The organism is Nocardia sp. NPDC019219, from assembly GCF_040632645.1.
GTDB lineage: Bacteria > Actinomycetota > Actinomycetes > Mycobacteriales > Mycobacteriaceae > Nocardia > Nocardia sputorum.
Genome location: NZ_JBEYCG010000024.1, coordinates 31607 through 53842, shown reverse-complemented (window position 1 = coordinate 53842; position 22236 = coordinate 31607). Strand labels below are relative to the sequence as shown.

19 protein-coding genes and 1 tRNA gene are annotated in these 22236 nt (G+C 69.6%); 9 read left to right on the top strand and 11 right to left on the bottom strand.

Annotated features, from left to right (window positions below):
• Positions 1-159 precede the first annotated feature (159 nt).
• Positions 160-954 (top strand): helical backbone metal receptor, encoded by a 795-nt coding sequence (locus tag ABZ552_RS32120; protein ID WP_357441643.1) that lies wholly within the window; start codon positions 160-162, stop codon positions 952-954.
• Here the strand turns inward: ABZ552_RS32120 and ABZ552_RS32115 are convergent.
• The 3 genes from ABZ552_RS32115 to icmF form a co-directional block, all read right to left on the bottom strand.
• Positions 942-1346, bottom strand: coding sequence for a DUF3224 domain-containing protein (locus ABZ552_RS32115; RefSeq protein ID WP_357441641.1), 405 nt, complete (start codon positions 1344-1346; stop codon positions 942-944). The genes ABZ552_RS32120 and ABZ552_RS32115 overlap by 13 nt on opposite strands.
• Positions 1347-1381: 35 nt before the next feature.
• Complete coding sequence (locus ABZ552_RS32110; protein WP_281875258.1) at positions 1382-2452, bottom strand: amidohydrolase family protein; 1071 nt, start codon at positions 2450-2452, stop codon at positions 1382-1384.
• A gap of 171 nt (positions 2453-2623) precedes the next feature.
• On the bottom strand, positions 2624-5842 hold the full coding sequence (gene icmF, locus ABZ552_RS32105; protein ID WP_357441639.1) for a fused isobutyryl-CoA mutase/GTPase IcmF: 3219 nt from the start codon (positions 5840-5842) through the stop codon (positions 2624-2626).
• A gap of 285 nt (positions 5843-6127) precedes the next feature.
• Here icmF and ABZ552_RS32100 point away from each other — a divergent pair, with 285 nt between their 5' ends.
• The 6 genes from ABZ552_RS32100 (at position 6128) to ABZ552_RS32075 (ending at position 13094) form a co-directional block, all read left to right on the top strand.
• On the top strand, positions 6128-7105 hold the full coding sequence (locus ABZ552_RS32100; RefSeq protein ID WP_281875256.1) for a DUF2157 domain-containing protein: 978 nt from the start codon (positions 6128-6130) through the stop codon (positions 7103-7105).
• 267 nt (positions 7106-7372) lie between these two features.
• Positions 7373-8872: a CoA-acylating methylmalonate-semialdehyde dehydrogenase gene (locus ABZ552_RS32095; RefSeq protein ID WP_281875255.1), complete on the top strand. Its 1500-nt coding sequence runs from the start codon at positions 7373-7375 to the stop codon at positions 8870-8872.
• 5 nt (positions 8873-8877) lie between these two features.
• Positions 8878-10017 carry an acyl-CoA dehydrogenase family protein gene (locus tag ABZ552_RS32090; RefSeq protein WP_281875254.1) on the top strand — a complete coding sequence of 380 codons (1140 nt, stop codon included), beginning with the start codon at positions 8878-8880 and terminating at the stop codon, positions 10015-10017.
• Positions 10018-10312: 295 nt separating this feature from the next.
• On the top strand, positions 10313-11371 hold the full coding sequence (locus ABZ552_RS32085) for an enoyl-CoA hydratase/isomerase family protein (protein ID WP_357441637.1): 1059 nt from the start codon (positions 10313-10315) through the stop codon (positions 11369-11371).
• Positions 11371-12270 carry a 3-hydroxyisobutyrate dehydrogenase gene (gene mmsB, locus ABZ552_RS32080; RefSeq protein ID WP_357441635.1) on the top strand — a complete coding sequence of 300 codons (900 nt, stop codon included), beginning with the start codon at positions 11371-11373 and terminating at the stop codon, positions 12268-12270. The genes ABZ552_RS32085 and mmsB overlap by 1 nt, the downstream gene beginning before the upstream one ends.
• Positions 12267-13094, top strand: a complete 828-nt coding sequence (locus ABZ552_RS32075; RefSeq protein ID WP_281875251.1) for an enoyl-CoA hydratase — start codon at positions 12267-12269, stop codon at positions 13092-13094. The genes mmsB and ABZ552_RS32075 overlap by 4 nt, the downstream gene beginning before the upstream one ends.
• Before the next feature lie 51 nt (positions 13095-13145).
• Here the strand turns inward: ABZ552_RS32075 and ABZ552_RS32070 are convergent, their stop codons facing one another.
• Positions 13146-14192, bottom strand: coding sequence for an Hsp70 family protein (locus ABZ552_RS32070; protein ID WP_357441633.1), 1047 nt, complete (start codon positions 14190-14192; stop codon positions 13146-13148).
• 125 nt (positions 14193-14317) lie between these two features.
• Positions 14318-14869: a MarR family transcriptional regulator gene (locus tag ABZ552_RS32065; protein ID WP_281875248.1), complete on the bottom strand. Its 552-nt coding sequence runs from the start codon at positions 14867-14869 to the stop codon at positions 14318-14320.
• Positions 14870-14983: 114 nt separating this feature from the next.
• On the opposite strand from ABZ552_RS32065, the gene ABZ552_RS32060 reads away from it, so the two are divergent.
• Positions 14984-15058, top strand: a tRNA-Cys gene (locus ABZ552_RS32060).
• Positions 15059-15131: 73 nt separating this feature from the next.
• On the opposite strand, the gene ABZ552_RS32055 is transcribed toward ABZ552_RS32060, so the two are convergent.
• The 6 genes from ABZ552_RS32055 to ABZ552_RS32030 form a co-directional block, all read right to left on the bottom strand.
• The gene (locus ABZ552_RS32055) at positions 15132-16184 is read right to left on the bottom strand and encodes an ABC transporter ATP-binding protein (protein ID WP_281875247.1); all 1053 of its coding nucleotides are present in this window, start codon (positions 16182-16184) and stop codon (positions 15132-15134) included.
• A complete protein-coding gene (locus ABZ552_RS32050) occupies positions 16181-17728 on the bottom strand; it encodes an iron ABC transporter permease (RefSeq protein WP_357441683.1) in 1548 nt (515 codons plus the stop codon). The genes ABZ552_RS32055 and ABZ552_RS32050 overlap by 4 nt, the downstream gene beginning before the upstream one ends.
• Before the next feature lie 8 nt (positions 17729-17736).
• Positions 17737-18759 (bottom strand): iron ABC transporter substrate-binding protein, encoded by a 1023-nt coding sequence (locus tag ABZ552_RS32045; RefSeq protein ID WP_281916763.1) that lies wholly within the window; start codon positions 18757-18759, stop codon positions 17737-17739.
• A 107-nt stretch (positions 18760-18866) separates the two neighbouring features.
• Positions 18867-20288, bottom strand: coding sequence for a metallophosphoesterase (locus ABZ552_RS32040; protein WP_357441630.1), 1422 nt, complete (start codon positions 20286-20288; stop codon positions 18867-18869).
• A 4-nt stretch (positions 20289-20292) separates the two neighbouring features.
• Positions 20293-20904, bottom strand: coding sequence for a hypothetical protein (locus ABZ552_RS32035; RefSeq protein WP_357441628.1), 612 nt, complete (start codon positions 20902-20904; stop codon positions 20293-20295).
• Positions 20905-21047: 143 nt separating this feature from the next.
• Entirely contained in the window at positions 21048-21449 is a 402-nt protein-coding gene (locus ABZ552_RS32030) for a nuclear transport factor 2 family protein (protein ID WP_281875243.1), read from the bottom strand.
• 140 nt (positions 21450-21589) lie between these two features.
• Between ABZ552_RS32030 and ABZ552_RS32025 the strand changes: the two genes are divergently transcribed.
• Positions 21590-21964, top strand: coding sequence for a hypothetical protein (locus tag ABZ552_RS32025; protein WP_281875242.1), 375 nt, complete (start codon positions 21590-21592; stop codon positions 21962-21964).
• The last annotated feature ends 272 nt before the right edge of the window (positions 21965-22236 follow it).

Genomic DNA, 22236 nt, shown 5'->3' with positions numbered 1-22236 from the left:
GCGCGACCCGATGCGGAACTGCCCCAGTAACGCCCGCACGCTGCCCTTGCGCCGAACTTGCCGAACCGTCACCTCACATCGCCGGATCGCCGCACCCACCGCCGCCGAGTCGAGAAAAGCGAGCCCACCTGCGCAAATCTCCTGTTATAGGCTGACAGCGTGGCAGGAAGGAGCCCAGCGGCCCGGCCGCCCCGCGACGACCTCGGCACGCCGGTGGATCTGCGAACGCCCCCGCGCCGGGTGGTGTCGCTCGTCCCATCACTGACCGAGGCGGTGGCGCGGACGTGTCCGGAAGTCTTGGTCGCCGCCACGCAATGGTGCACGCATCCAGACGATCTGGCGGTCGAACGCGTCCGTGGCACAAAGAATCCGGATGTCCGTCGCATCATCGAACTCGCCCCCGACCTGGTGCTGTGCAACAAAGAGGAGAACCGTCGCCTCGACGTCGAATGTCTGCGTACGGCGGGAATTCCGGTGTGGGTGACCGAGATCGAGACCGTCGAGCAGGCCATGGTCTCCCTCGCCCGGCTCTGCGCGGAGGCGCTCGGCGTCGACATCCCGGCTTGGCTCACCGAGGCCCGGTCCGCTTGGGCGGCAGCACCTCCCGAACCGGCGCGCGCCGCCGTCATCCCGGTCTGGCGGAACCCGTGGATGGTGGTCGGACGGAACACGTTCACCGGTGACATCGCACACCGCTTGGGCCTGCGGCTGGTGCACGCCGATCGACCCGACCGCTATCCGCGCGTCACGGAGGCCGAGCTGATCGAAGGCGTCGAGCTCGCGGTACTGCCCGACGAACCCTATGCCTTCACCGAAACTGATGGGCCGGAAGCCTTTCCGGATATCCCGGTCGCCTTGGTCGAGGGTCGCGCCCTCACTTGGTACGGGCCGTCGCTGGCGACTGCCCGCGATACTCTCACCGCGCAACTGGCCCGGGCGACTCACAATTCGTAGTCGAACCAAATGTGGTGTGTGCCGTCGGCATCCACATGCAGTCCGCCCGTACCCGTGATACCCGCGAGGTCGCCGGTGCCGCTGCCGGGTACGATCACGCAGAATTCGTTCGTGCGGTCGGCGCCGCTCGTGCTCGCGACGTGCAGGAAATTGAAGGCGCCCGCGGCTGCGTCGAGCGTGCCCTCGAACGACTCCATCGCGGTGTAGCTGCCCACACCGGTGGCCTGGTCGAACGCGGCGGTGAACACGGTGGACGAGCGGCCTTCGATCGCGCCGCTGAACTGCTTGGCGATGAGGGCGACGCCGACCGGCAACGCGGTGGTGATCGTGGGATCGGGCACCACCTCGGTCGGGACGAAGGAACTCACGGAGAACGTGCCGGTGGCTTTCACGCGGCGAATGCCAGCCCTGGGCACCGACAACCGGGTCAGTCCGCGATCCGGTACACGCGCTGCGCGGTGGTCCGGAAAATCTGCTCGAGTTCGGCGGGTCCGCCGCCGTGGCCTGTGACGGCGGTCGCGATCGCCTCGATGCTGTTCGCGATGCTGGTGACGGGCTTGTCCACCGGGAAGTTGGAACCCCAGATGAGACGGTCCGCGCCGAAGACGTCCACGGCGTGCTCGACCAACGGGCCGATCCGGTCGAGCAGCTGCGGCACCGGTGTCGGCGTGCCCCGCGGGGGGATCGGATGGCCGAGGATCGGCATCATCAGCCCACTGACCTTCGCGACCACGTTCGGGCGCGCGGCCAGTGCGGCGAGATCGTCGCGCCACCGCACCAGTAGCTGCCTGCGTAGTCCCGGATTGCTGCCGGTGTGCTTGCCGACCGCGCCGAAGATCCCCGCGGGCGTGCCGAGGTGGTTCAGCACGATCGGCACCTCGGGATACCGTTCGGCCAGCGCGGTGACGTCGGGGATGGCGTGCGAGTACACCCACGCCTCGAAGGACAGGCCGCGCTCGGCCAGGTGCGCGAAGCCGTCGAGGAATTCCTTGGTGGTGAGCTTGCCGGGGGCGTCGGTGAACGATCGCACGCCGGGATCGGGATGGTGCGCGACCATGGTGCGGATACCCCGCAGCAGCGGTGAGGCGGCCGCGTGTGCGTCGAGCAGGTCCGCGAACCCGGGGTCCGCCGGGTCGCCGCCCGCGAGGATCGCGCCGAGCCGTGGCGCCGCCTCCAGCGGCAGCCCGGCCACCCAGGCGGTCTCCCCGGCCTTCCCCAGTGGTCCCGGCTGCGACCATTCGACTTCGATGTGCGCGATCACCTCGATCGGCGCGTTCCCGGCATCGGCGCGGTAGTCGAACGGCAGGTAGGGCCGCAGGTAGGCGACCGGATCTCCGACGAACTCGCGGTCCCGCCGCGGGGCCAGCCGCTTCGCCGCGTCCACCGGAACCGGCAGCAGCCGGAACAGTTTCGCCAACGCGCTGAAATCCCGCGGTGTGGCGAACGGGTCCCACTGGTGGATGTGTGCGTCGATGATCCGAATACCCGAGAGGTCCATACCTGCCATCCCAACCGCGCCGAAGGTTTGCTCGGCGATTGTCACATGCCCGCGCGCGGCGGGCCCGGAATCCGCGGCAGCCGTCTCGCTCGGCGATACGTGCGGCGGGCCCGGCTCGCGAGCGTGAGCCGGGCCGTGCCGGGACACCGACCGAGCCTGCACGCGCACGGCTCACACGTTGCGGCGATACTGTCCGCCGACGGTGAAGAACGTGTCGGTGATCTGCTGCAACGTGCACACCCGGGCCGCCTCCATGAGCACCTCGAAGATGTTGTCGTCGGTGCGGGCGACCGCTTCGAGCCGGGCGAGCGCGGCATGGGCGGCGTCCCGGTTGCGCTGCTGGAATTCGCGCACCCGCCGCAGCTGGGACTGCTTCTCCGCTTCGGTGCCGCGCGCCAGCTCCAGCTCCCGGTGCGGCTCGTCATGGGAGTTGCGGAAGGTGTTCACGCCGATGATCGGCAGTGAACCGTCGTGCTTGCGCTGTTCGTAGCGCATCGATTCGTCCTGGATCTTGCCGCGCTGGTAGCCGGTCTCCATCGCGCCGAGCACGCCGCCGCGTTCGCTGATCCGCTCGAACTCGGCCAGCACCGCCTCCTCGACCAGATCGGTGAGTTCGTCGACCAGGAAGCTGCCTTGCAAGGGGTTCTCGTTCATCGCGACCCCCCACTCCCGGTTGATGATGAGCTGGATGGCCAGCGCGCGGCGCACCGATTCCTCGGTCGGGGTGGTGACCGCCTCGTCGTAGGCGTTCGTGTGCAGGCTGTTGCAGTTGTCGTAGATGGCGATCAGCGCTTGCAGCGTGGTGCGGATGTCGTTGAAGTTCATCTCCTGCGCGTGCAGCGACCGTCCGGAGGTCTGGATGTGGTACTTCAGCTTCTGCGATCGCTCGTTGGCGCCGTAGCGGTCGCGCATGGCGATCGCCCAGATGCGGCGGGCCACCCGGCCGATCACCGAGTACTCCGGATCCATCCCGTTGGAGAAGAAGAACGACAGGTTCGGCGCGAAGTCATCGATGTGCATACCCCGCGCGAGATACGCCTCCACATAGGTGAATCCGTTGGCCAGGGTGAAGGCAAGCTGGCTGATCGGGTTCGCGCCCGCCTCGGCGATGTGGTAGCCGGAGATCGACACCGAGTAGAAGTTGCGCACGCCGTTGCGCACGAACCATTCCTGGATGTCGGCCATCATGCGCAGGCTGAACTCGGTGGAGAAGATGCAGGTGTTCTGGCCCTGGTCCTCCTTGAGGATGTCGGCCTGCACCGTGCCGCGCACCGTGGCCAGGGTGCGGGCGCGCAGGTCGGCGGCCTCGGCCTCGGTCGGCGGCCGTCCCTGCTCGGCCGCGAAGCGGTCCAGCGCCTGGTCGATCGCGGTGTTCAGGAAGTAGGCCAGGATCGTCGGCGCGGGGCCGTTGATCGTCATCGACACCGAGGTGCTCGGCGCGGTCAGATCGAATCCGTCGTAGAGCACCTTCATGTCGTCGAGCGAGGCGATCGATACGCCGGAGGTGCCGACTTTTCCGTAGATGTCGGGCCGCTCGGCGGGGTCGTGGCCGTACAGCGTCACCGAGTCGAACGCCGTGGACAGTCTTTTCGCGTCGGAATGCTCGCTGAGCACTTTGAACCGGCGATTGGTGCGGAACGGGTCGCCCTCGCCGGCGAACATGCGCGCCGGGTCCTCGTTGTCCCGTTTGAACGGGAAAACTCCGGCGGTGAAGGGGAACCGTCCGGGCAGGTGCTCCGCGCGAAGGAAGCGCAGGAGCTCTCCGTGATCGGTGAAGCGGGGCAGGGCGACGCGGGGAATGGAGTTGCCGGACAGCGTCTCCCGGCGCAGTGGGGTGTGGATCTCCCGGTCGCGCACCCGGACCACTTGTTCTTCCCCTCGGTAGGACTCGGCGAGCGCGGGCCACTCGGCCAGCAGCGCGGCGTTCGCGGGCGTCAGGTCGGCGCGGGCACGTTCGGCGAGTTCGGCGACCGCGGTGTCGGCGGGCAGCTCGGCCGCGACTTGCTCGAAGCGTTGCAGCCGTTGCGCGGCGGCGACCTGGGCGGCGGTCTCGGCGTGGTAGCCGCGCACGGTCTCGGCGATCTCGGCGAGGTAGCGCACCCGCGCGGGCGGAATGAGCTGGGCGAAACGCGTGGAGGTGCGGGTGTCCACCCGTGGCAGCGCGCCGGGCTCCAGCCGCAGGCCGTGTCCGGCGAGCAACCCGGTCAGGTGCTGATAGAGCGCTGTCACCCCGTCGTCGTTGAAGGTGGCCGCGCTGGTGCCGAAGACCGGCATGTCCTCCGGCGCGGCGTGGAACTCCTCGCGGTTGCGGATCAGCTGCCTGGCCACGTCGCGCAGCGCGTCCGCGGCCCCCCGGCGCTCGAACTTGTTGATGGCCACCACGTCCGCGTAGTCCAGCATGTCGATCTTCTCCAGCTGGGAAGCGGCGCCGAACTCGGGCGTCATCACGTACATCGACACGTCGACGTGGTCGGTCACCGCGGCGTCGCCCTGACCGATGCCGGGCGTCTCCAAGATGATCAGGTCGTATCCCGCTGCCTTGCAGGCGGCCACGATGAGGTCGATGTTGTCCGGCAATTCGTGTCCACCGCGGGTGGCCAGCGAACGGAAGAAGACGTGCTCGCCGTCGAGCGCGTTCATCCGGATGCGATCGCCGAGCAGCGCGCCGCCCCCGCGCCGCCTGGTCGGGTCGACGGCGAGGATCGCGACGCGCACTTTGTCTTGCTGATCCGACCGCAACCTGCGCACCAATTCGTCGGTGAGCGAGGACTTTCCGGAGCCGCCGGTGCCGGTGATGCCGAGCACCGGCACGGTTCGCGCCGCCGCGGCCTCGGCCAGCTTCCGCCGGTCGGCCTCGGGCAGCGCGTCCGCTTGCAGGCACGTGATGACGCGCGCCAAGGCGGCACGCTCGCCGGCGAGCACCGCGTCCGCCGCAGGCGGCTCGGCCGCGAGATCGATGTCGCAGGCGCGGATCAGCTGGTTGATCATGCCGGGCAGGCCGAGTCGCTGGCCGTCCTCGGGGGAGAAGATGGTCACGCCGGATTCGGCCAGTCGCGCGATCTCCTCCGCCACGATCACGCCACCGCCGCCGCCGAAGATCCGCACGTGCCCGGCCCCGGCCTTGCGCAGCGCGTCGGCGAGGTATTCGAAATACTCGACATGGCCGCCCTGATAGGAGCTGACCGCGACGCCCTGGGCGTCCTCGGTGAGCACGGCGTCGACCACCTCGCTGACCGAGCGATTGTGGCCGAGGTGGATCACTTCCGCGCCCTGGCTCTGCAGGATGCGGCGCATGATGTTGATCGCCGCGTCGTGCCCGTCGAACAGGGCCGCCGAGGTGACGAAGCGAACGGGGTGGGTGGGCGTGTAGAGCGCGCTGCTGTCGGCCACGGGACTCCTCCGGGGATTCCATTGTCGCCCGATACTAGGACGTCAAACTAATCGTACGGTGACTGTCATCACATCGCCAGCCGTCGCCGCGGGGTGGTTCGCGCCACTGCTGCCGTGCGGTTCCGGGTCAGCGGAGGACGGCTGTTCGGTAGCGGTCGACCTGGGACGCGCGCGCCCAGCTGGGTGTGCGCGCCTCGATGTGACCACCAGACGGAGGTGTCCGTGCCGATACCGGGCTCCGCCCGATTGTGTTGTCATGGCGGCCGACTCGGACATACTGGGCCCATGGTGAGCGACGACAGGGCGGATGCCGCGGTAGGGCGGCTGGTCGCCGAGCGCGTGCTGACCCGCGACCAAGCCGACGCGGTGCTCGCGGCGCTCGCCGTGGAGCGGGCGGCGGCGGTGGCGCGCGGGAAGGTGCTCGCCGAGATCGCCTCGTATGTCGGCGCCGGTTTGCTGTTCGGTGGGATCGCCCTGGTCGCGGCGTCGTCCTGGGATGCGCTCGACCGGCCGGTCCGGGTGGGAGTGCTCGCCGTCGTGTCGGCCGGTCTGCTGCTCGGGGGCGTTCTGCTGGCACGGGTGCCGACCGGTGGCGCGAGCAGTGCCCGGGCGAGGCTGGCGGCCGTGCTCTTCGCGCTCGGATCCGTCGCGCTCGCCGGGTCCGTCGGCACCGCGCTCGAGCATGCGAGCACCGACGCCGCGTGGGTGTTCGCCTGTGCGGCGGGAGCGGTGGTCGCCGTACTCGGTTACCTGGCGCTGCCCACGGTGGTCGGACTGCTGGTCTGCGCTTGCTTCGTGCCCGCTGCCGTGGCAGGGCTGGCGACAGAGGTGTTCGGTCTCGACGACAACTGGGGCAGTGTGGCGGTGCTGGTGCTCGGCGGGACGTGGTTCGCGCTGACTCGGGTCGGCGCGTTGATCGACGTCCGGGTGGGCTACCTGGTCGCGATCGTCACGTCCGTCGCGGCCGCGCAGACCCTCGACATCGACGGCCGGATCTGGGCCTACGGGATCACGGCGCTCATCGCCGTGGTCTGCTTCGCGCTGTACGCGACCCAGCGGTCGGCGGTGCTCGTCATCGGCGGCGGGGTGGCCATCGCGGTCGCGGCGGGGGAGGCGGTCTCGGACTGGACCGGCGACTCGCTCGGCGCGGCGGCGGTGGTCGTGGTGATCGGCGCGATCACGCTGGCGTTGGGCGCGTTCCGTTTGGCGCGACCGCGGCGGCAGAAGGAAGGCGATCCGGCCGTTCCCGTGCCGAAGCCGTAGGTGGCGAACGAACCGATGGCTCCGCCGACCGCGCAGGCGGCCATCGGGCGGTGGCGCCGGATCGGGGACGTCGGGCTCGGCTACCTCTTGGGGAGGCTGTACCGCTGAGCCGCCTGGGCGGGCCGGAGGCGCATCGGAACCTTCACCTGGGGACGGCGTGGGATGAATCACATCGACCCTGCGCCATTGCTGATACTTGGACGTCCAACTATAGGATGACCGCATACCGCACCGCGGTGTTCCGATCGCTACGAGAACAGGACTGGCATGGTTCGCGAACTCACCCATTTCATCGGCGGGCAGCATGTGCCGGGCACGTCCGGCAACTTCGGCGACGTCTTCGATCCCAATCTCGGTCAGGTCCAGGCGCGGGTGCCGCTGGCGAGCAAGTCCGAGGTCGAGGCGGTCATCGCGAACGCCGAGGCGGCGCAGCCGGTGTGGGCCGCGTTCAACCCGCAGAAGCGGGCGCGCGTGCTGATGAAGTTCCTGACCCTGGTGCAGGACGAGATGGACTCGTTGGCCGCCCTGCTGTCCTCCGAGCACGGCAAGACCATCGCCGACGCCAAGGGTGACATCCAGCGCGGCCTGGAGGTCATCGAATTCGCCACCGGCATCCCGCACCTGCTCAAGGGCGAGTACACCGAGGGCGCGGGCACCGGCATCGACGTGTATTCGATGCGCCAGCCGCTCGGCGTCGTCGCGGGCATCACCCCGTTCAACTTCCCGGCCATGATCCCGCTGTGGAAGGCCGGTCCCGCGCTGGCCACCGGCAACGCGTTCGTGCTCAAGCCCTCCGAGCGCGACCCCTCGGTGCCGCTGCGGCTGGCCGAGCTGTTCCTCGAGGCCGGTCTGCCCCCCGGTGTGTTCAACGTGGTCAACGGCGGCAAGGAGGCCGTCGACACGCTGCTGCACGATCCGCGGATCAAGGCCGTCGGCTTCGTCGGCTCCACCCCGATCGCGCAGTACATCTACGAGACCGCGACAGCGAACGGCAAGCGCGCCCAGTGCTTCGGCGGCGCGAAGAACCACGCGATCGTCATGCCGGACGCCGACCTCGACGACGTCGCCGACCAGTTGATCGGCGCGGGCTACGGGTCCGCGGGCGAGCGTTGCATGGCCATCTCGGTGGCCGTCCCGGTCGGCGAGGAGACCGCCGACCGCCTGGTGGCCAAGCTGACCGAGCGGGTGCACAAGCTCAACGTCGGCCGGTCCGACGACCCGGGCGCCGATTACGGGCCGCTGGTCGGGCGCGACGGTGTGGACCGGGTGAACAACTACGTCCAGATCGGCGTCGATGAGGGCGCCGAACTGGTGGTGGACGGTCGCGGCCTGGTCGTGGAGGGCGCCGAGGACGGCTACTTCGTCGGCGCGACGCTGTTCGACAAGGTGACGCCGGAGATGCGGATCTACCGCGAGGAGATCTTCGGTCCGGTGCTCAGCGTGGTCCGCGCCGAGGACTACGAAGAGGGTCTGCGGCTGGCCAACGAGCACGAGTACGGCAACGGGGTCGCGATCTTCACCCGCGACGGCGACACCGCCCGCGACTTCGCCGCGCGCGTGCAGGTCGGCATGGTCGGCATCAACGTGCCCATCCCGGTGCCGATCGCGTACTACACCTTCGGCGGATGGAAGCGTTCCGGCTTCGGCGATCTGAACCAGCACGGCCCGGACTCGATCCGCTTCTACACCAAGACCAAGACGGTGACGCAGCGCTGGCCCGCGGGACTCAAGGAGAGCAACGCGTTCGTCATCCCGACGATGGACTGACGCGGATGTTCGCACTCGACGACGACGAGAAGGCGATCCGCGACACCGCGCGCGGCTTCGCCGACGAATTCCTCGCCCCCAACGCGCTGGAATGGGACGAGCAGAAACATTTCCCGGTGGACGTGCTGCGCAAGGCGGGCCCGCTCGGCCTGGGCGGCATCTACGTGCGCGAGGACGTCGGCGGTTCCGGGCTGCGCAGGCTCGACGCCGTGCGCATCTTCGAGCAACTGGCCACCGGCTGCCCGGCCATCGCCGCCTACATCTCCATCCACAACATGGCGGCGTGGATGATCGACCGCTACGGCGACGACGAGCAGCGCCACCGCTGGCTGCCCCGGCTGACCGCGATGGAACTGCTGGCCAGCTACGCGCTCACCGAGCCGAGCGTCGGCTCCGACGCGGCCGCGTTGAGCACCAAGGCCGTTCGCGACGGTGACGACTACGTCTTCAACGGCGCCAAGCAGTTCATCTCCGGCGCGGGCGCCACCGACGTCTACGTCGTCATGGCGCGGACCGGTGACGCGGGGGCGCGCGGGATCTCGGCGTTCATCGTGCCCGCCGACACCCCCGGCGTCTCCGTCGGCGCCAACGAGAAGAAGATGGGCTGGAACGCGCAGCCGACCCGTCAGGTGATCTTCACCGATGCCCGGGTCCCGGCCGCCAACCTGCTCGGCGCCGAAGGCGACGGGTTCCGGATCGCGATGAACGGGCTCAACGGCGGCCGGCTCAACATCGCCGCGTGCTCGGTCGGCGGCGCGCAGGCGGCACTGGACAAGACGGTGCCGTACCTCGCCGAGCGGCACGCGTTCGGCAAACCGCTGTTGCGCAATCAGGCGCTGCAATTCGACCTCGCCGACATGCGCATCGAATTGGAGGCCGCCCGCACGCTGTTGTGGCGGGCCGCCGCGGCGCTGGACGCCGACGCGCCGGACAAGGTGGAGCTGTGCGCGATGGCGAAGCGCTTCGCCACCGACGCGGGCTTCGAGGTGGCCAACAAGGCCCTGCAACTGCACGGCGGCTACGGCTACCTGGCCGAGTACGGCCTGGAGAAGATCGTCCGGGATCTGCGCGTGCACCAGATCCTCGAAGGCACCAACGAGATCATGCGGGTGGTCGTCGCCCGCGCACTGGTAGGAGCGGCATGAGCGGTCAGGCCCGGAGGCGGCAGCGCAGCGTGACCACGGAGGGCCCCGCTCATGCCGGAATCGGACACAGCATGAGCGGTCAGGCCCGGAGGAGGCAGCGCAGCGTGACCACGCAGGGCCCCGCTCATGCCGGAATCGGACACGGCATGAGCGGTCAGGCCCGGAGGCGGCAGCGCAGCGTGACCACGGAGGGCCCCGCTCATGCCGGAATCGGATACGGCATGAGCGGTCAGGCCCGGAGGCGGCAGCGCAGCGTGACCACGCAGGGCCCCGCTCATGCCGGAAAGGACACAGCATGAACGACGTTCTGCTCGAACGGCGCGACGGGCTCGGCCTGATCACGCTGAACCGGCCCAAGGCCATCAACGCGCTGAATCACTCGATGGCTCTGGCCATCACCGGGGCGCTGCGCGAGTGGGCCGAGGACGACTCGGTGCGCACCGTCGTGGTCACCGGTGCGGGGGAGCGCGGCCTGTGCGCGGGCGGCGACATCGTCGCGATCCACGCCGACGCGAAAAACGGTGCGAACACGGCGGATTCGGCTACCGGGCGGTTCTGGCGCGACGAGTACGTCCTCAACGCCTTGATCGGCCGCTACCCCAAGCCGTACGTGGTGATCATGGACGGCATCGTGATGGGCGGCGGCGTCGGGCTCTCCGGGCACGGCAGCCACCGCATCGTCACCGAGCGGTCCAAGATCGGCATGCCCGAGGTCGGCATCGGCTTCGTCCCGGACGTCGGCGGCACCTACCTGCTCGCCCGCACGCCGGGCGAGATCGGCACGCACGTCGCGCTGACCACCGCGCGCATGAGCGCGGGCGACGCCATCGCGGCGGGCTTCGCCGACTACTTCGTCGCATCGGAGGATCTGCCCGCCCTACTGGAGACGCTGCGCACGGAGAGCGCCGACATCGCGATCGCCAAGTTCGCCACGGACGCACCGGAATCCGCGCTCGCGGCCGGGCAGAGCTGGATCGACGAGTGCTACGGAGCCGATTCCGTCGAGGAGATCGTCGCGCGGCTGCAGGCGCACGAGTCTCCCGAGGCGCGGGCGGCGGCCACCGAGATCCTCGCGAAATCCCCGGTCGCGCTGAAGGTCACGCTGCGCTCGTTGCGTGCGGCGCGGACCGCGCCGAGTCTGGAGGCGGTGCTGAACGAGGAGTACCGGGTCTCCATCGCGTCGCTGTCGTCGCACGATCTGGTCGAGGGCATCCGCGCCCAGGTGATCGACAAGGACCGCAACCCGCGATGGTCGCCCGCGACGCTCGAGGCGGTGACGGACGCGCAGGTGGACGCATACTTCGCCGAGCTGGGCGATCGAGAGCTGGGTCTGGTGACCCCGGAGGTGGCGTGATGGGCAAGCGAATCGGATTCCTCGGCCTCGGCCACATGGGCGGGCCGATGGCGGCCAACCTGGTGCGGGCGGGCTACGAGGTGCTCGCCTTCGACCCGGTGCCCGCGGCGCGGGAACAGGCGGAGCGCGACGGCGCGACGGTGGCCGGTTCGGCCGCCGAGGCGGCCGCGGCCGACACCGTGATCACCATGCTGCCCAACGGCAAACTCGTCCTCGACGTGTACGCCGAGCTGCTTCCGGCCGCCGCGCCGGGCACGCTGTTCATCGACTGCTCCACCATCGACGTGGCCGACGCGAAGGTCGCGGCCGAACGCGCCACCGCCGCTGGGCACCGCGCACTGGACGCACCGGTTTCCGGCGGCGTCGCCGGTGCGGCGGCGGGCACGCTGACCTTCATGGTCGGCGGCGCCGCCGAGGACTTCGCCGCCGCACTGCCGGTGCTCGAGGTGATGGGGGGCAAGGTGGTGCACTGCGGTGGTTCCGGCGTCGGCCAGGCGGCGAAGATCTGCAACAACATGCTGCTGGGCGTGTCGATGATCGCGCTGTCGGAGTCGCTGGTGCTGGGTGAGAAGCTGGGGCTGAGCCATCAGTCGTTCTTCGACGTGGTCTCGACGGCTTCCGGCCAGAGCTGGGCGCTCACCAGCTACTGCCCGGTCCCGGGCCCGGTGCCGACCAGTCCGGCCAACAACGACTACCAGCCCGGTTTCGCGACGGCGCTGATGTCGAAGGACCTCGGTCTCGCCGCGAACGCCTTGCGCGAGAACAACGTCGACGGGCAGCTCGGATTGCTCGCCGCCACGATCTACGACCGCTTCAACCAGACGGACGCGGGGCGGGACTTCTCCGCTATCGTCACCGATATCCGTGACCGTTCCGACCGTGAGGGTGCAGAAGAATGAGCGCATCGCAAAGCGATTCCGTGGGAGGCGGGGGCCGGGCGACGGGCGGGCCCGACTTCGAGACGATTCTGCTGGAACGCAAGGGCCGGGTCGGCTGGATCACGCTGAACCGCCCGAAGGCGCTGAACGCACTGAACGCGCAGGTCCTCGACGACGTCATCGCCGCGCTCGACGAGCTCGAGCACGACGACGAGATCGGGGCCATCGTGATCACCGGCTCGGAGCGGGCCTTCGCGGCGGGCGCCGACATCAAGGAGATGCAGCCCAAGTCGTACATGGACATGTTCATGGACGACTACTTCGCCCGCTGGGACCGGCTGGCGCAGTTCCGCAAGCCCACCATCGCCGCGGTGGCGGGCTACGCGCTGGGCGGCGGCTGTGAGCTGGCCATGATCTGCGACCTCCTGCTCGCGGCCGACACCGCGAAGTTCGGACAGCCGGAGATCAAGCTGGGCGTCATCCCCGGTATCGGCGGCTCGCAGCGCCTGACCCGCGCGATCGGCAAGGCGAAGGCCATGGACCTGGTGCTCACCGGCCGCAACATGGATGCCGAGGAGGCCGAGCGGGCGGGGTTGGTCTCGCGGATCGTGCCCGCCGCGGAACTGCTGGACACCGCTCTCGAGGTCGCCGAGACCATCGCGTCGATGTCGCTGCCGGTCGCCATGATCGCCAAGGAAGCGGTGAACCGCTCGTTCGAGACCACCCTCGCCGAGGGCTTGCGCTTCGAACGCCGGGTCTTCCACTCGCTGTTCGCGATCGAGGACCAGAAGGAAGGCATGAGCGCCTTCGTCGAGAAGCGTCCGGCGAAATTCACCAACCGCTGACCTCGCGATGCCGCCCGGCCGGGTCCGTCCGGCCGGGCGGAATCGTCGCGGTTATCCGAAGGCTCCGGGCGTGGGCACGACGATCTCCGCCGGCGGGGGCCCCTTGTCGCCTTCCGGTCTGGGCGCGTCCTTGCTCGTGGCGAGCAGTCCGGCGATGGTGGCGCCCAGAGCGAGGGTGACCGCGGCCGCCGCGATGAGCTTGCGCCGGTCGACGCCGGCCGGGACCAGGGTGGCTCCGGCGCGCAGCCGCGCCATCCGCACGTCGCCGCCCCGGCGTTCGGCGGCCAGCAGCACCGCGCCACGCGCGGAGACGATCTCGGGTTCCGGGTCGTAGACGATCGGCAGGTCGATCAGCTCGGCCAGCTCGGCGCGAATGCTGGGACTGCGGGTGCACCCGCCGAGCAGCACCATGGCTTCCGGTCGCACTCCGGTCTCTTCGATGACCTGCCGCACGAACGACACCGAGTGGTGGATGCCCGCCGCGCACAGTTCGGCCAGGTCGCTGCGGGTGACCACGGCCCGGTCGCCGGTGCCGTCGTCGATCGCCGTGACCACCCTCGCCTCGCTCAATTCCTCGCGGTGGCGGCGGATGGTCGAAGTGTCGGTGAACACGCCGTCGCGGGCCAGCCGCCAGCGCAGCAGCGCGTCGTAGCCGTCGCCGCCGAGCACCGTGCTGCGCTTGCTGGACAGAATCGTGTCGGTGCGGCAGTCGGCATGGGTGATGGTGAGCCCCGAGCTGCCGAGGTCGTAGAGGATCACCGAGCCGCTGTCCGGCAGTTGCCCGGTGAAGCGCAGATAGCGCAGCTGGGCCAGCGGCTCGTCGACGATGGTGACGCCGCGGCCGCGCACGCCCGCGCGGATGGCGTCGGCGTGCAGCGGACAGCGGCAGGTCACCGCCGTGCCCGAGATCAGCTCGTCGCGCCGGTCGGCGGCGCCGTTCATCCGGCGGATCGCCTCGAAGACCGACTCCTCGACACCACCGCCCGCCCGCCGCGGCACTTCGCAGCGATCGATCGGGGGTAGGTGTGGCTGATCGGAGTGTGTCAGCATCGCGTGGGCGCCGCCAGCGCCCGCCGATACCCCCAAGACCAGCACCATGTTCTCCATGGTGGACCTTTTCGCCTCCGCTGCCAAGACGGCGTGCCCGGCAATTCGCCGGATGGATGCCGGAATGTCACCCGCCGATCGGTCGAGCGCGGTATGCGACCGACCGGTACGCCGAATCAGTCTGTGGCCGTGGCCGACCAGCGCGCCGTTCCCTCCGCCGTCTCGAAGTCGCCCGCGGCATGTCGGAATTCGGCGAGCAGTTGCAGGAGTGTATGCAGCCGCTCCGGTGGGAGGCCGGGCAGCGCGAAGACTTTCGCGTTGAGTTCCTCGGTGGCCTTCGCCACCAATTCGCGCCCGGCGTCGGTGATTTCGATCAGGGTAGCGCGCCGGTCGCTGGGGTGCGGCACGCGCTCGACGAGCTTCGCCGCTTCGAGCCGGTCCACGGTGTTGGTGACGCTGGTGGGATGGACCTGCAAGCGGGCGCTGGCCTTCGCCATCGGCAGCGCGCCGGTCTTGCTGAAGTTCAGCAGCATGAGCAACTCGTAGCGGGAGAAGGTCAATCCGGTCGGCTTGAGCGCCTCGTCCACCCGGGCCATCACGATTTGCTGGGCCCGAACCAGCGACGTCACCGCGGCCATGCCGTCGGCGACATCGCCCCAGCCGTGGCCGACCCACTGGCGGTGGGCTTCCTCGATCGGGTCGTTCGGAAGCGGGCGTGGCCGAGACATGTTCCGATCATTCCATGTCACCACGGGCGGACGGGGACATCCGACCAGCCTTCGGATCACCGTGAGCGCAATGGTAGGCGGGGCCTACCCGTCGCGGGCACTATCTAGGGCGAGGCGGGCGTGGCTGAGTGGTTTAGGCAACGGTCTGCAAAGCCGTTAACGCGGGTTCGATTCCCGCCGCTCGCTCCAAGCGTCTCGATGTCCGGCTCGGTGTACGCCACCGCCGAGCCGGGCATTCCGAGGCACACCATCGAGCGTCGCTTCAGGCGGCGTCGTTCGGTTCGGCGTACGCCACGGCCGTGCCGACCACTTCGAGGCGCACCCGCTGCCCGGTCACCGGGGCGGCGACGCTGGCACGGCGTACCCGGATGGGGGTGGCCGTACCGTCCAGCTCGATCGTCAGGATGACGTCGGCGCCGCGGAAATCGACGGCGCGGACCCGGCCGGTCTCCGACTCGTCCTCCGAAGCGATATGCGCGACAAGCTGTTCCGGGCGCAGCATGACGGTGGCCGGTCCGCCCGCGGCGCCGCGCTGCACCGGAATCCGGCCCAGCGCGCACTTGGCCACGTCGGCCTCCACCACCGCGTCCAGCAGGACGCAATCGCCGAGGAACCGGGCGGTGAACAGGTCCTTCGGCGTCGCGTACACCTCCTTCGGCGTCCCGACCTGGGTGAAGCGCCCCTCCCGCATCACCGCCACCTGCGCGGCGAAACTCAGCGCCTCCTCCTGGTCGTGCGTCACCAGGATGCTGGTCATGCCCGCCTCGCGCAGTGTGTCGGCCACCGCCTGTCTGGTCGTCGCGCGCAGGCCCGCGTCCAGCGCGCTGAACGGCTCGTCCAGCAGCATCACCGACGGCTTGCGCGCCAGTGCGCGGGCCAGCGCGACGCGTTGCTGCTGACCGCCGGAGAGCTGATGCGGCCTGCGGTCGGCGTAGGACGCGTCCAGCGACACCATCTCCAGCAGCTCCCGCACCCGCCCGCGGCTGCGGCGCCCCGAGCCGGGCAGGCCGTAGGCGATGTTCTGGCCGACCGTCAGATGGGGGAACAGCGCACCGTCCTGGGCGACGTAACCGATGTTACGGCGCTGCGGTGGCACCGAGATACGCTCGCCGACAACGGTTTCCGTTCCGATCGAGACCGATCCCGCATCCGGCGACTCGAATCCGGCGATCACGCGCAACAGCGTGGTCTTGCCGCACCCGGACGATCCGACCACGGCGGTCGCGGTATGGTCCGGCACGTCGAGGCTGATCCCGCCGAGAACCCGGGTGTGCCCGAAGGTCTTCGACACATCGGCGACGACAACGCGACTCATATCCCGGCCGCCTTCCGCGAGTTGGTGAACAGCAGGTAGGTCACCGGCACCGCGGCGACGATCATGATCAGGGCGTACGGCGCGGCGGCCGCGTAGTCCAGTTCGCCGGACAGGCCCCAGAACCGCATCGCCAGCGTGCGGGTTCCGTTGGGCGCCAGCAGCAGCGTCGCGGTCAGCTCGGTCGCCACGGCGACGAACACCAGTGCGGCCGCGGCCGCCGCGGCGGGCGCGGCGAGACGCAAAGTGACCAGGAAGAACGTCGCGGGCGCCGATTTGCCCAGCGATCGGGACGCCTCCTCCAGGCCCACCGGCACCTGAGCCAGCCCGGCCCGGACGCTGACCAGTGCCCGGGGCAGGAACAACAGCAGATAGGCGGCGATCACCATGCCCGCCGTCTGGTAGAGCGCGGGCGCCCAGCGGATGGTCACGGTCACCATGGCCAGCGCGATCACGATGCCGGGCAACGAACTGGTGATGTAGTTGGCGCCCTCGACCAGCCGCGCGAACGCGGAGGTGGAACGGACCGCGATCCAGGCGACCGGGAACGCGCACAGCGTGGTGAGCAGCGCGGCGACGGCCGCCAGACCCACCGTCTGCCCGAGCGCGTTGCCGATGTCGGTGAGGTCCCACACCGCCGTTCCGCCGACGCGCAGCCAGCGCCCGATGGTCCACAGCGGCACGCCCAGCGCACCCGCCGTCACCGCGACGAGCGCGGCCAGCACCGGTATCGTGGCGCGGCGCAATCGGATGCGGGTCGCGGCGCGCGGCGCCCCGCTGCCGATCCGCGCGTAGCGCGCCCGGCCGCGCAGCCCGGCTTCCGCGCCGAGCAGCGCCAGGCAGCACAGGACGAGCACACCGGCCAGCATGCTGCCCGCCGGACCGGCGAAGCTGGACTGGTACTGCTCGAAGATCGCCGTGGTGAACGTGTCGAACCGGACCATCACGAAGGCGCCGTACTCGGCGAGCAGATGCAGCCCGATGAGCAGCCCGCCCCCGAGAATCGCCAAGCGCAACTGCGGCAGCACGATCCGGGCGAACACCGCCACCGGCCCCGAGCCCAGCGCCCGCGCCGACTCCTCCACCGCCGGGTCCAAGCGGCGCAACGTGGCCGCCGCGGGCAGATAGACCAGCGGGAAGTAGGACATCGTGGAGATCACCACACCCGCCCACAGGCCGTGCATGGTCGGAAAGACGCTGACCCAGGCATAGCTGTTGACGAATGCCGGAACTGCCAGCGGCGCCACGAAAACCGGCCCCCACCACGACTTACCGGGCACGTCGGTGCGTTCGACCACCCAGGCCAGCCCGACACCGAGCGCCACGCAGATCGGGACGGTGCACATCACCAGAGCGGCCGTGTTGCCCAGCAGCTCACCGACCCTGGGCCGGAACACCAGCTCCGTCGCTTCCTCGACGCCCGTGGAGAAGACCGTCGAGACGATGTATCCGAGCGGCACGAACGTCGCCGCCACCAGCAACAGCGCGACGCCCGTGACCAGCGGCCCCGGTCTGCCGACCCGGGGCGCGGCGACAACGGTCCGCAGTGTCACGGCTACAGCAGACCCGCTTCGGTCATCAGCTGCGTGACCTTCTTCGAGTCCAGCTTCGACGGGTCGACCGCAGGGGCCTGGAGGTCGGCCAGCGGCGGCAGCGCCGGGTTCGCGGCCACGCCTGCGGCCACCGGGTACTCCAGCGACGTGCCGTCGCGCAGCACCTCTTGTCCGGTCTTGCCGACGATGAACGCCAGGAACTTCTGCGCCGCCTCCTGCTTCTTGCTCGCCTTCAGCACGCCACCGCCGGAGACGCTGACGAACGCGCCCGGGTCCTGGTTCTTGAAGTAGTGCAGGGCGGTGTCGGCGCTGCTCTCCTTGGTGTTCGCCTGGTCGCGGTACCAGTAGTAGTGGTAGATGACGCCGCCGTCCGGGCTGCCGGAGTTCACCGCCTTCATGGTGGCGACGTTGTTCGGGAAGGGTGTCGCGTTGTCCTTCATGCCCTTCAGCCAGGCACGGGTGACGTCCTCACCCTTCAGCGCGAGCAGGGCCGCCACGATGGCCTGGAAGTCGGCGCCGGAAACGCCCGCGCCCCAGCGTCCTTTCCACTGCGGCTGCGCCAGATCCAGCAGTGAGGCAGGCAGCTGACCCGGCTGGACCTTGTCCTTGTCGTAGACGAAGACGGTCGAACGCGCGGCGACGCCGGTCCACTTGCCGGTGGACGGGCGGAACTGCGCGGGCACCTGCTCCAAAGTCTTGGCCTCGACGTCGGCGAACAGGCCAGCGTTCTCCACCAGCGCCATCGCGGGGGAGTTCTCGGTGAGGAAGACGTCGGCGGGCGAGGCCGCGCCCTCGGCGACCAACTGGTTGCCCAGCGCCGTGTCACCGCCCTGGCGCAAGGTCACCTTGATGCCGGTTTCCTTGGTGAACGCGTCGGCCCATTCCTTGGTGAGCGACTCGTGCTGCGCGTTGTAGACGGTGATCTCGTTCGCGTCGTCCGAGGAATTCGAGCACGCCGTGCTGCCGAGCGCGGTCATCGCGAGGACCAATCCAGCGGCAATCGTCTTCCATCTGACCGGCTTCATCCTCGTCCTTCCGACGCGTCTCGCATGCCTATGTTGAGGCTTACCTAAGGAAGATACCGCGTCCGACGTGCGCAAACCTTCTCGGATGTGCGGAACCCGTTCGTTCGCTACCGCAGCCCCGAGAAGTCGCGCAGCACAACGTGATTGCGGTCCGCGCAGGTGCCGAGCGTGTAGTCGGGGAGCAGCCCGAAGTACTCGCCGCGGGTGAGCGCGCTCCAGCGCCGCGCGTCCTCGGTGCGAGTCTTATAGAAATTGACCATGTAGCCGCCCTCGTAGACGCGCAGCAGGCTGTAGCCGCCCGGATACTCCTTGACGGCGGCGACCTCGAGGAACTCCACCGCGCACGGCGCATCCGGCCTGGTGCGGCGATTGCGGTGCGTGTGGCCGCTGTGCTGCAAAAAGACCCCGGGGCTGCGGGTGTAGAGCGCTTGCAACTCGGCGCTGTCGCGTCCGTCGAGCACGAATCCCGGGCCCGCGAGGTTGGTGAACCCGGACTCGGCCGTGACCGGGTGATGGCCGAACAGCAGCGTCGGGCGGTCCGGGTCGGTACGCAGGCGTTCGGCGAGCTGATCGAACTGGGGACGTTCGATGGACCCGCCCGCGCCGTCGAGCCTGCTGGTGTCCACGCCCAGCACCCGCAGGCCGCCGATCTCGTGTTCGACCAGTTCCTGCCGTGCGGAGAAGACATCGGCCCAGCAGTCGTGATGGTCGGCGGGCGCGGGTGCGCAACCGGCGTACTCGCCGCCCAGGTGCGGGCGGTCGTGGTTGCCGCGCACGGCCAGGTAGTCGTGGCCGAGCGCACCCCACGCGTCGAGGCGGGCCCGCACCGCGCGGGTGTCGGAGGCGGAGGCTTCGGCGGTCAGGTCCCCGGCGAGCAACAGGAGTTCGGCCGCGCGGTCGGGGCGGCGCAGGTCGTCCAGCACCGCCGTCAGCATGACCTCGGGATAGGGCGCGAGACCGGGGCCCTGCCGGACGCCGGGCGGCAGGTCGCCTGCGATCAGCCCGCTGACCTGCTCGCCGTAGTGCACGTCGTTGGCCAGCGCCAAGGTGTGCAGCTTGCGGCCCGGCGGCGGAACGAGGGTGGTGAACTCGCCGCGCGCTTCCGGCGCGGCGGGGTCGGCGGTGGTGAGCGACAGCGCAGGCGTGGCGCGCAGCCCCGCCGACCACGCTTCGAAACGGTAGGCGCGGCCCGGTTCGAGTCCGCCGATCTCGGCGTAGTGGAACGGAGTGGGACGGTCGTCGGCGAAGACCAGCAGCGGTGCGCGCGCGGAATCGGCGGGACTTATCCGCACCTGGGTGTCGGCGCCGACGGGGATCAGCCGTCCGCTCGGGTCGGGCGCGAGCGTGGTCCACGTGAGGATCACCGAGGTATCGGTGATCGTCACCACTTCCAGATCGGTCGCGACGATCGTGTTCGGTTGTGCCGACGATTTTTCGGTGCGGCCGGCGAAGGGGAGGAGGGTGGCGAGGGCGAGTGCCCCGAGAACGGTTCTGCGGCTCGGTCCGCAGCAGCTCATGCGCGGGTGCATGCGATCAGCGCGTGCCCTCCGCGGAGCAGATCTTCCACTTGCCGTCTTCCTTCTTCAGATGCTCGGTCGTGCTGGTCTCGGTATCGGGTTGCCGGCCGGGCACCTCGACGGTGAGCTTGCCGGTGACCTTCGCGGTCGCCGTGTCATCGATGACGACGATGCCCTCGATCCTATCGATCGTGACCGACACCGAGGTGCTGTCGAATTCGCTCTTCTCCTGCTCGGTCATCGCCTCGAAGGTGGCGCGTTCGCGCGTGCACGCCAGTTCGGCCGCCGCGCGGAAGCCGCGCGAGTCCAACGTCTCGTAGAAGTCGCGGATCGCCAGTTCGATCCGCTTCTCGTCGGAGGCGAGCGGACCCCGTCCCTGCGAGGTCAGGAAGAATCCGGCGATCACCGCGCCCGCGATCACCAGGGCCACGATCACCACCAGGCCGACGATCAAGCCGGTGTTGCTTTTCCTGGGCGGTGGCGGATAGCCCCAGGGCGGGTAGCCGGGTGCCGGATAACCCTGGCCCGGCGGTGGCGCGGGCTGTCCGGGTCCGGGGTAGCCAGGCGACGGCTGTTGCGGGTACTGCGGTCGGTCATCCGGCGGTTGCCCGCCCGGCGGATAAGCCATCTCGTCCTCCGGTCTACCCCCGGGTGCCAGGATCGTTTACGGCAAAGGCGTGCCCGGGTGACCGGAAACCAAACCAGGCCGGATGGTCGCGCCGGGTGATGCCGCCGAGGGAGCGCGTGCCCTCCAGCCGTGGCGGACGGTCTTCAGGCCGCCAATGCGGCGTGCCAGCGTGCGGTGTCGGTGAACTGGTGTAGCCGCGTGATGCGGCCGTCGTCGTCGACCTGCCACAAGTGCACGAATTCGGCGTCGTACTCGCGGCCGGTGGCGCGGGCCGCGCCGCGATAGTGACCGGTCACCACGATGGTGCCGTCGGTGGTCTCCTGCCAGGTCTCGTCGTACGGCGCGGTGTCGAACTCGCGGGCGACCGCGCCCCAGACGCGCGCCATCACCGTGAGCGGGCCGTGGAAGACGCCTCCCGCGCCGCACGGCAAGCCCGGCGCGGTGCGCGCTTCGAACTCCGGATGCAGCAGGGCCAGGATCCCGGGCCCGTCACCGGCCTGTGTCGCGGCATAGAAACCCTTGACAACCTCGAACTTCGCGGACATGTCCACTCCTTCTAATACGAACGTTCTAGAACGAACATACTAGATCTAGGCACGCTCGGGCAGTGTGGCCGTCGTCATGCCGTCCGATTCGCGGCCGGGTTGCCTGGTGCTTGCCGCATATGTCCGGCTAACATTCGAACATGGGTTCGATCAGCGATGAAACGCCGCGAACCGAAGGAACGGAACCCGAGCTGGTCTACCCGAACCGGACCGGCCACTACTACCGCACCCTGACCTACCCGCCGCGGCCCGTCTGGGTGCGCCTGGACGCGATCCTGGTCCGCGACCCGGGGACGCCACGCCATGTGAACGGCGCGGGAGTCATCATGCGCGGCGAGCGCCCCGGAACCTTGACGCATTGGTTGCCCACGGTCGACGGGGACTGGATGGGACGGGTGACCTACAGCATCCAGTTCGCCGACGGGCGCCCCGACCTGCACGTGCGCGACCAGCTCGTCCCGGCCTACGCCCTGCGCCCGCGTCGCACCGAGCAAACCGAACCGGAGTCGACCTGATGGGCGATCCGCCCGCGCCTACCGGGCTCGGGCCTTCTGGCTGCGTTCGCGTCGCGTCGAGCGATCCGACCCTCTCGGCGGTCCGCCGCCCTGGCTGGGTGTTCTTCGCGTGGCGGCCTGGTCGGTGGTTCGCCGCCCAGGCTCGGTGTTCCCGCGTGGCGGCCCGGCGTGCGAGCGCTTCGGACCGGACCGATCTGGTCGGCAGTCCACCGCTCAGGCGTGCCGTATGCGGCCGGAGTCGTTGTCGCGCTGACTCCCGGACTCTCGACCGG

Excerpts from the sequence above, each read along its gene's own strand:
- ABZ552_RS32030 (WP_281875243.1), bottom strand. The coding sequence starts at position 21,449 with ATGTCCGCGAAGTTCGAGGTTGTCAAGGGTTTCTATGCCGCGACACAG.
- ABZ552_RS32095 (WP_281875255.1), top strand. The coding sequence starts at position 7,373 with ATGGTTCGCGAACTCACCCATTTCATCGGCGGGCAGCATGTGCCGGGC.
- ABZ552_RS32075 (WP_281875251.1), top strand. The coding sequence starts at position 12,267 with ATGAGCGCATCGCAAAGCGATTCCGTGGGAGGCGGGGGCCGGGCGACG.
- ABZ552_RS32070 (WP_357441633.1), bottom strand. The coding sequence starts at position 14,192 with ATGGTGCTGGTCTTGGGGGTATCGGCGGGCGCTGGCGGCGCCCACGCG.
- ABZ552_RS32110 (WP_281875258.1), bottom strand. The coding sequence starts at position 2,452 with ATGGACCTCTCGGGTATTCGGATCATCGACGCACACATCCACCAGTGG.
- ABZ552_RS32055 (WP_281875247.1), bottom strand. The coding sequence starts at position 16,184 with ATGAGTCGCGTTGTCGTCGCCGATGTGTCGAAGACCTTCGGGCACACC.
- mmsB (WP_357441635.1), top strand. The coding sequence starts at position 11,371 with ATGGGCAAGCGAATCGGATTCCTCGGCCTCGGCCACATGGGCGGGCCG.
- ABZ552_RS32085 (WP_357441637.1), top strand. The coding sequence starts at position 10,313 with ATGAACGACGTTCTGCTCGAACGGCGCGACGGGCTCGGCCTGATCACG.
- ABZ552_RS32100 (WP_281875256.1), top strand. The coding sequence starts at position 6,128 with ATGGTGAGCGACGACAGGGCGGATGCCGCGGTAGGGCGGCTGGTCGCC.
- ABZ552_RS32025 (WP_281875242.1), top strand. The coding sequence starts at position 21,590 with ATGGGTTCGATCAGCGATGAAACGCCGCGAACCGAAGGAACGGAACCC.
- ABZ552_RS32040 (WP_357441630.1), bottom strand. The coding sequence starts at position 20,288 with ATGCACCCGCGCATGAGCTGCTGCGGACCGAGCCGCAGAACCGTTCTC.
- ABZ552_RS32090 (WP_281875254.1), top strand. The coding sequence starts at position 8,878 with ATGTTCGCACTCGACGACGACGAGAAGGCGATCCGCGACACCGCGCGC.
- ABZ552_RS32035 (WP_357441628.1), bottom strand. The coding sequence starts at position 20,904 with ATGGCTTATCCGCCGGGCGGGCAACCGCCGGATGACCGACCGCAGTAC.
- ABZ552_RS32045 (WP_281916763.1), bottom strand. The coding sequence starts at position 18,759 with ATGAAGCCGGTCAGATGGAAGACGATTGCCGCTGGATTGGTCCTCGCG.
- ABZ552_RS32065 (WP_281875248.1), bottom strand. The coding sequence starts at position 14,869 with ATGTCTCGGCCACGCCCGCTTCCGAACGACCCGATCGAGGAAGCCCAC.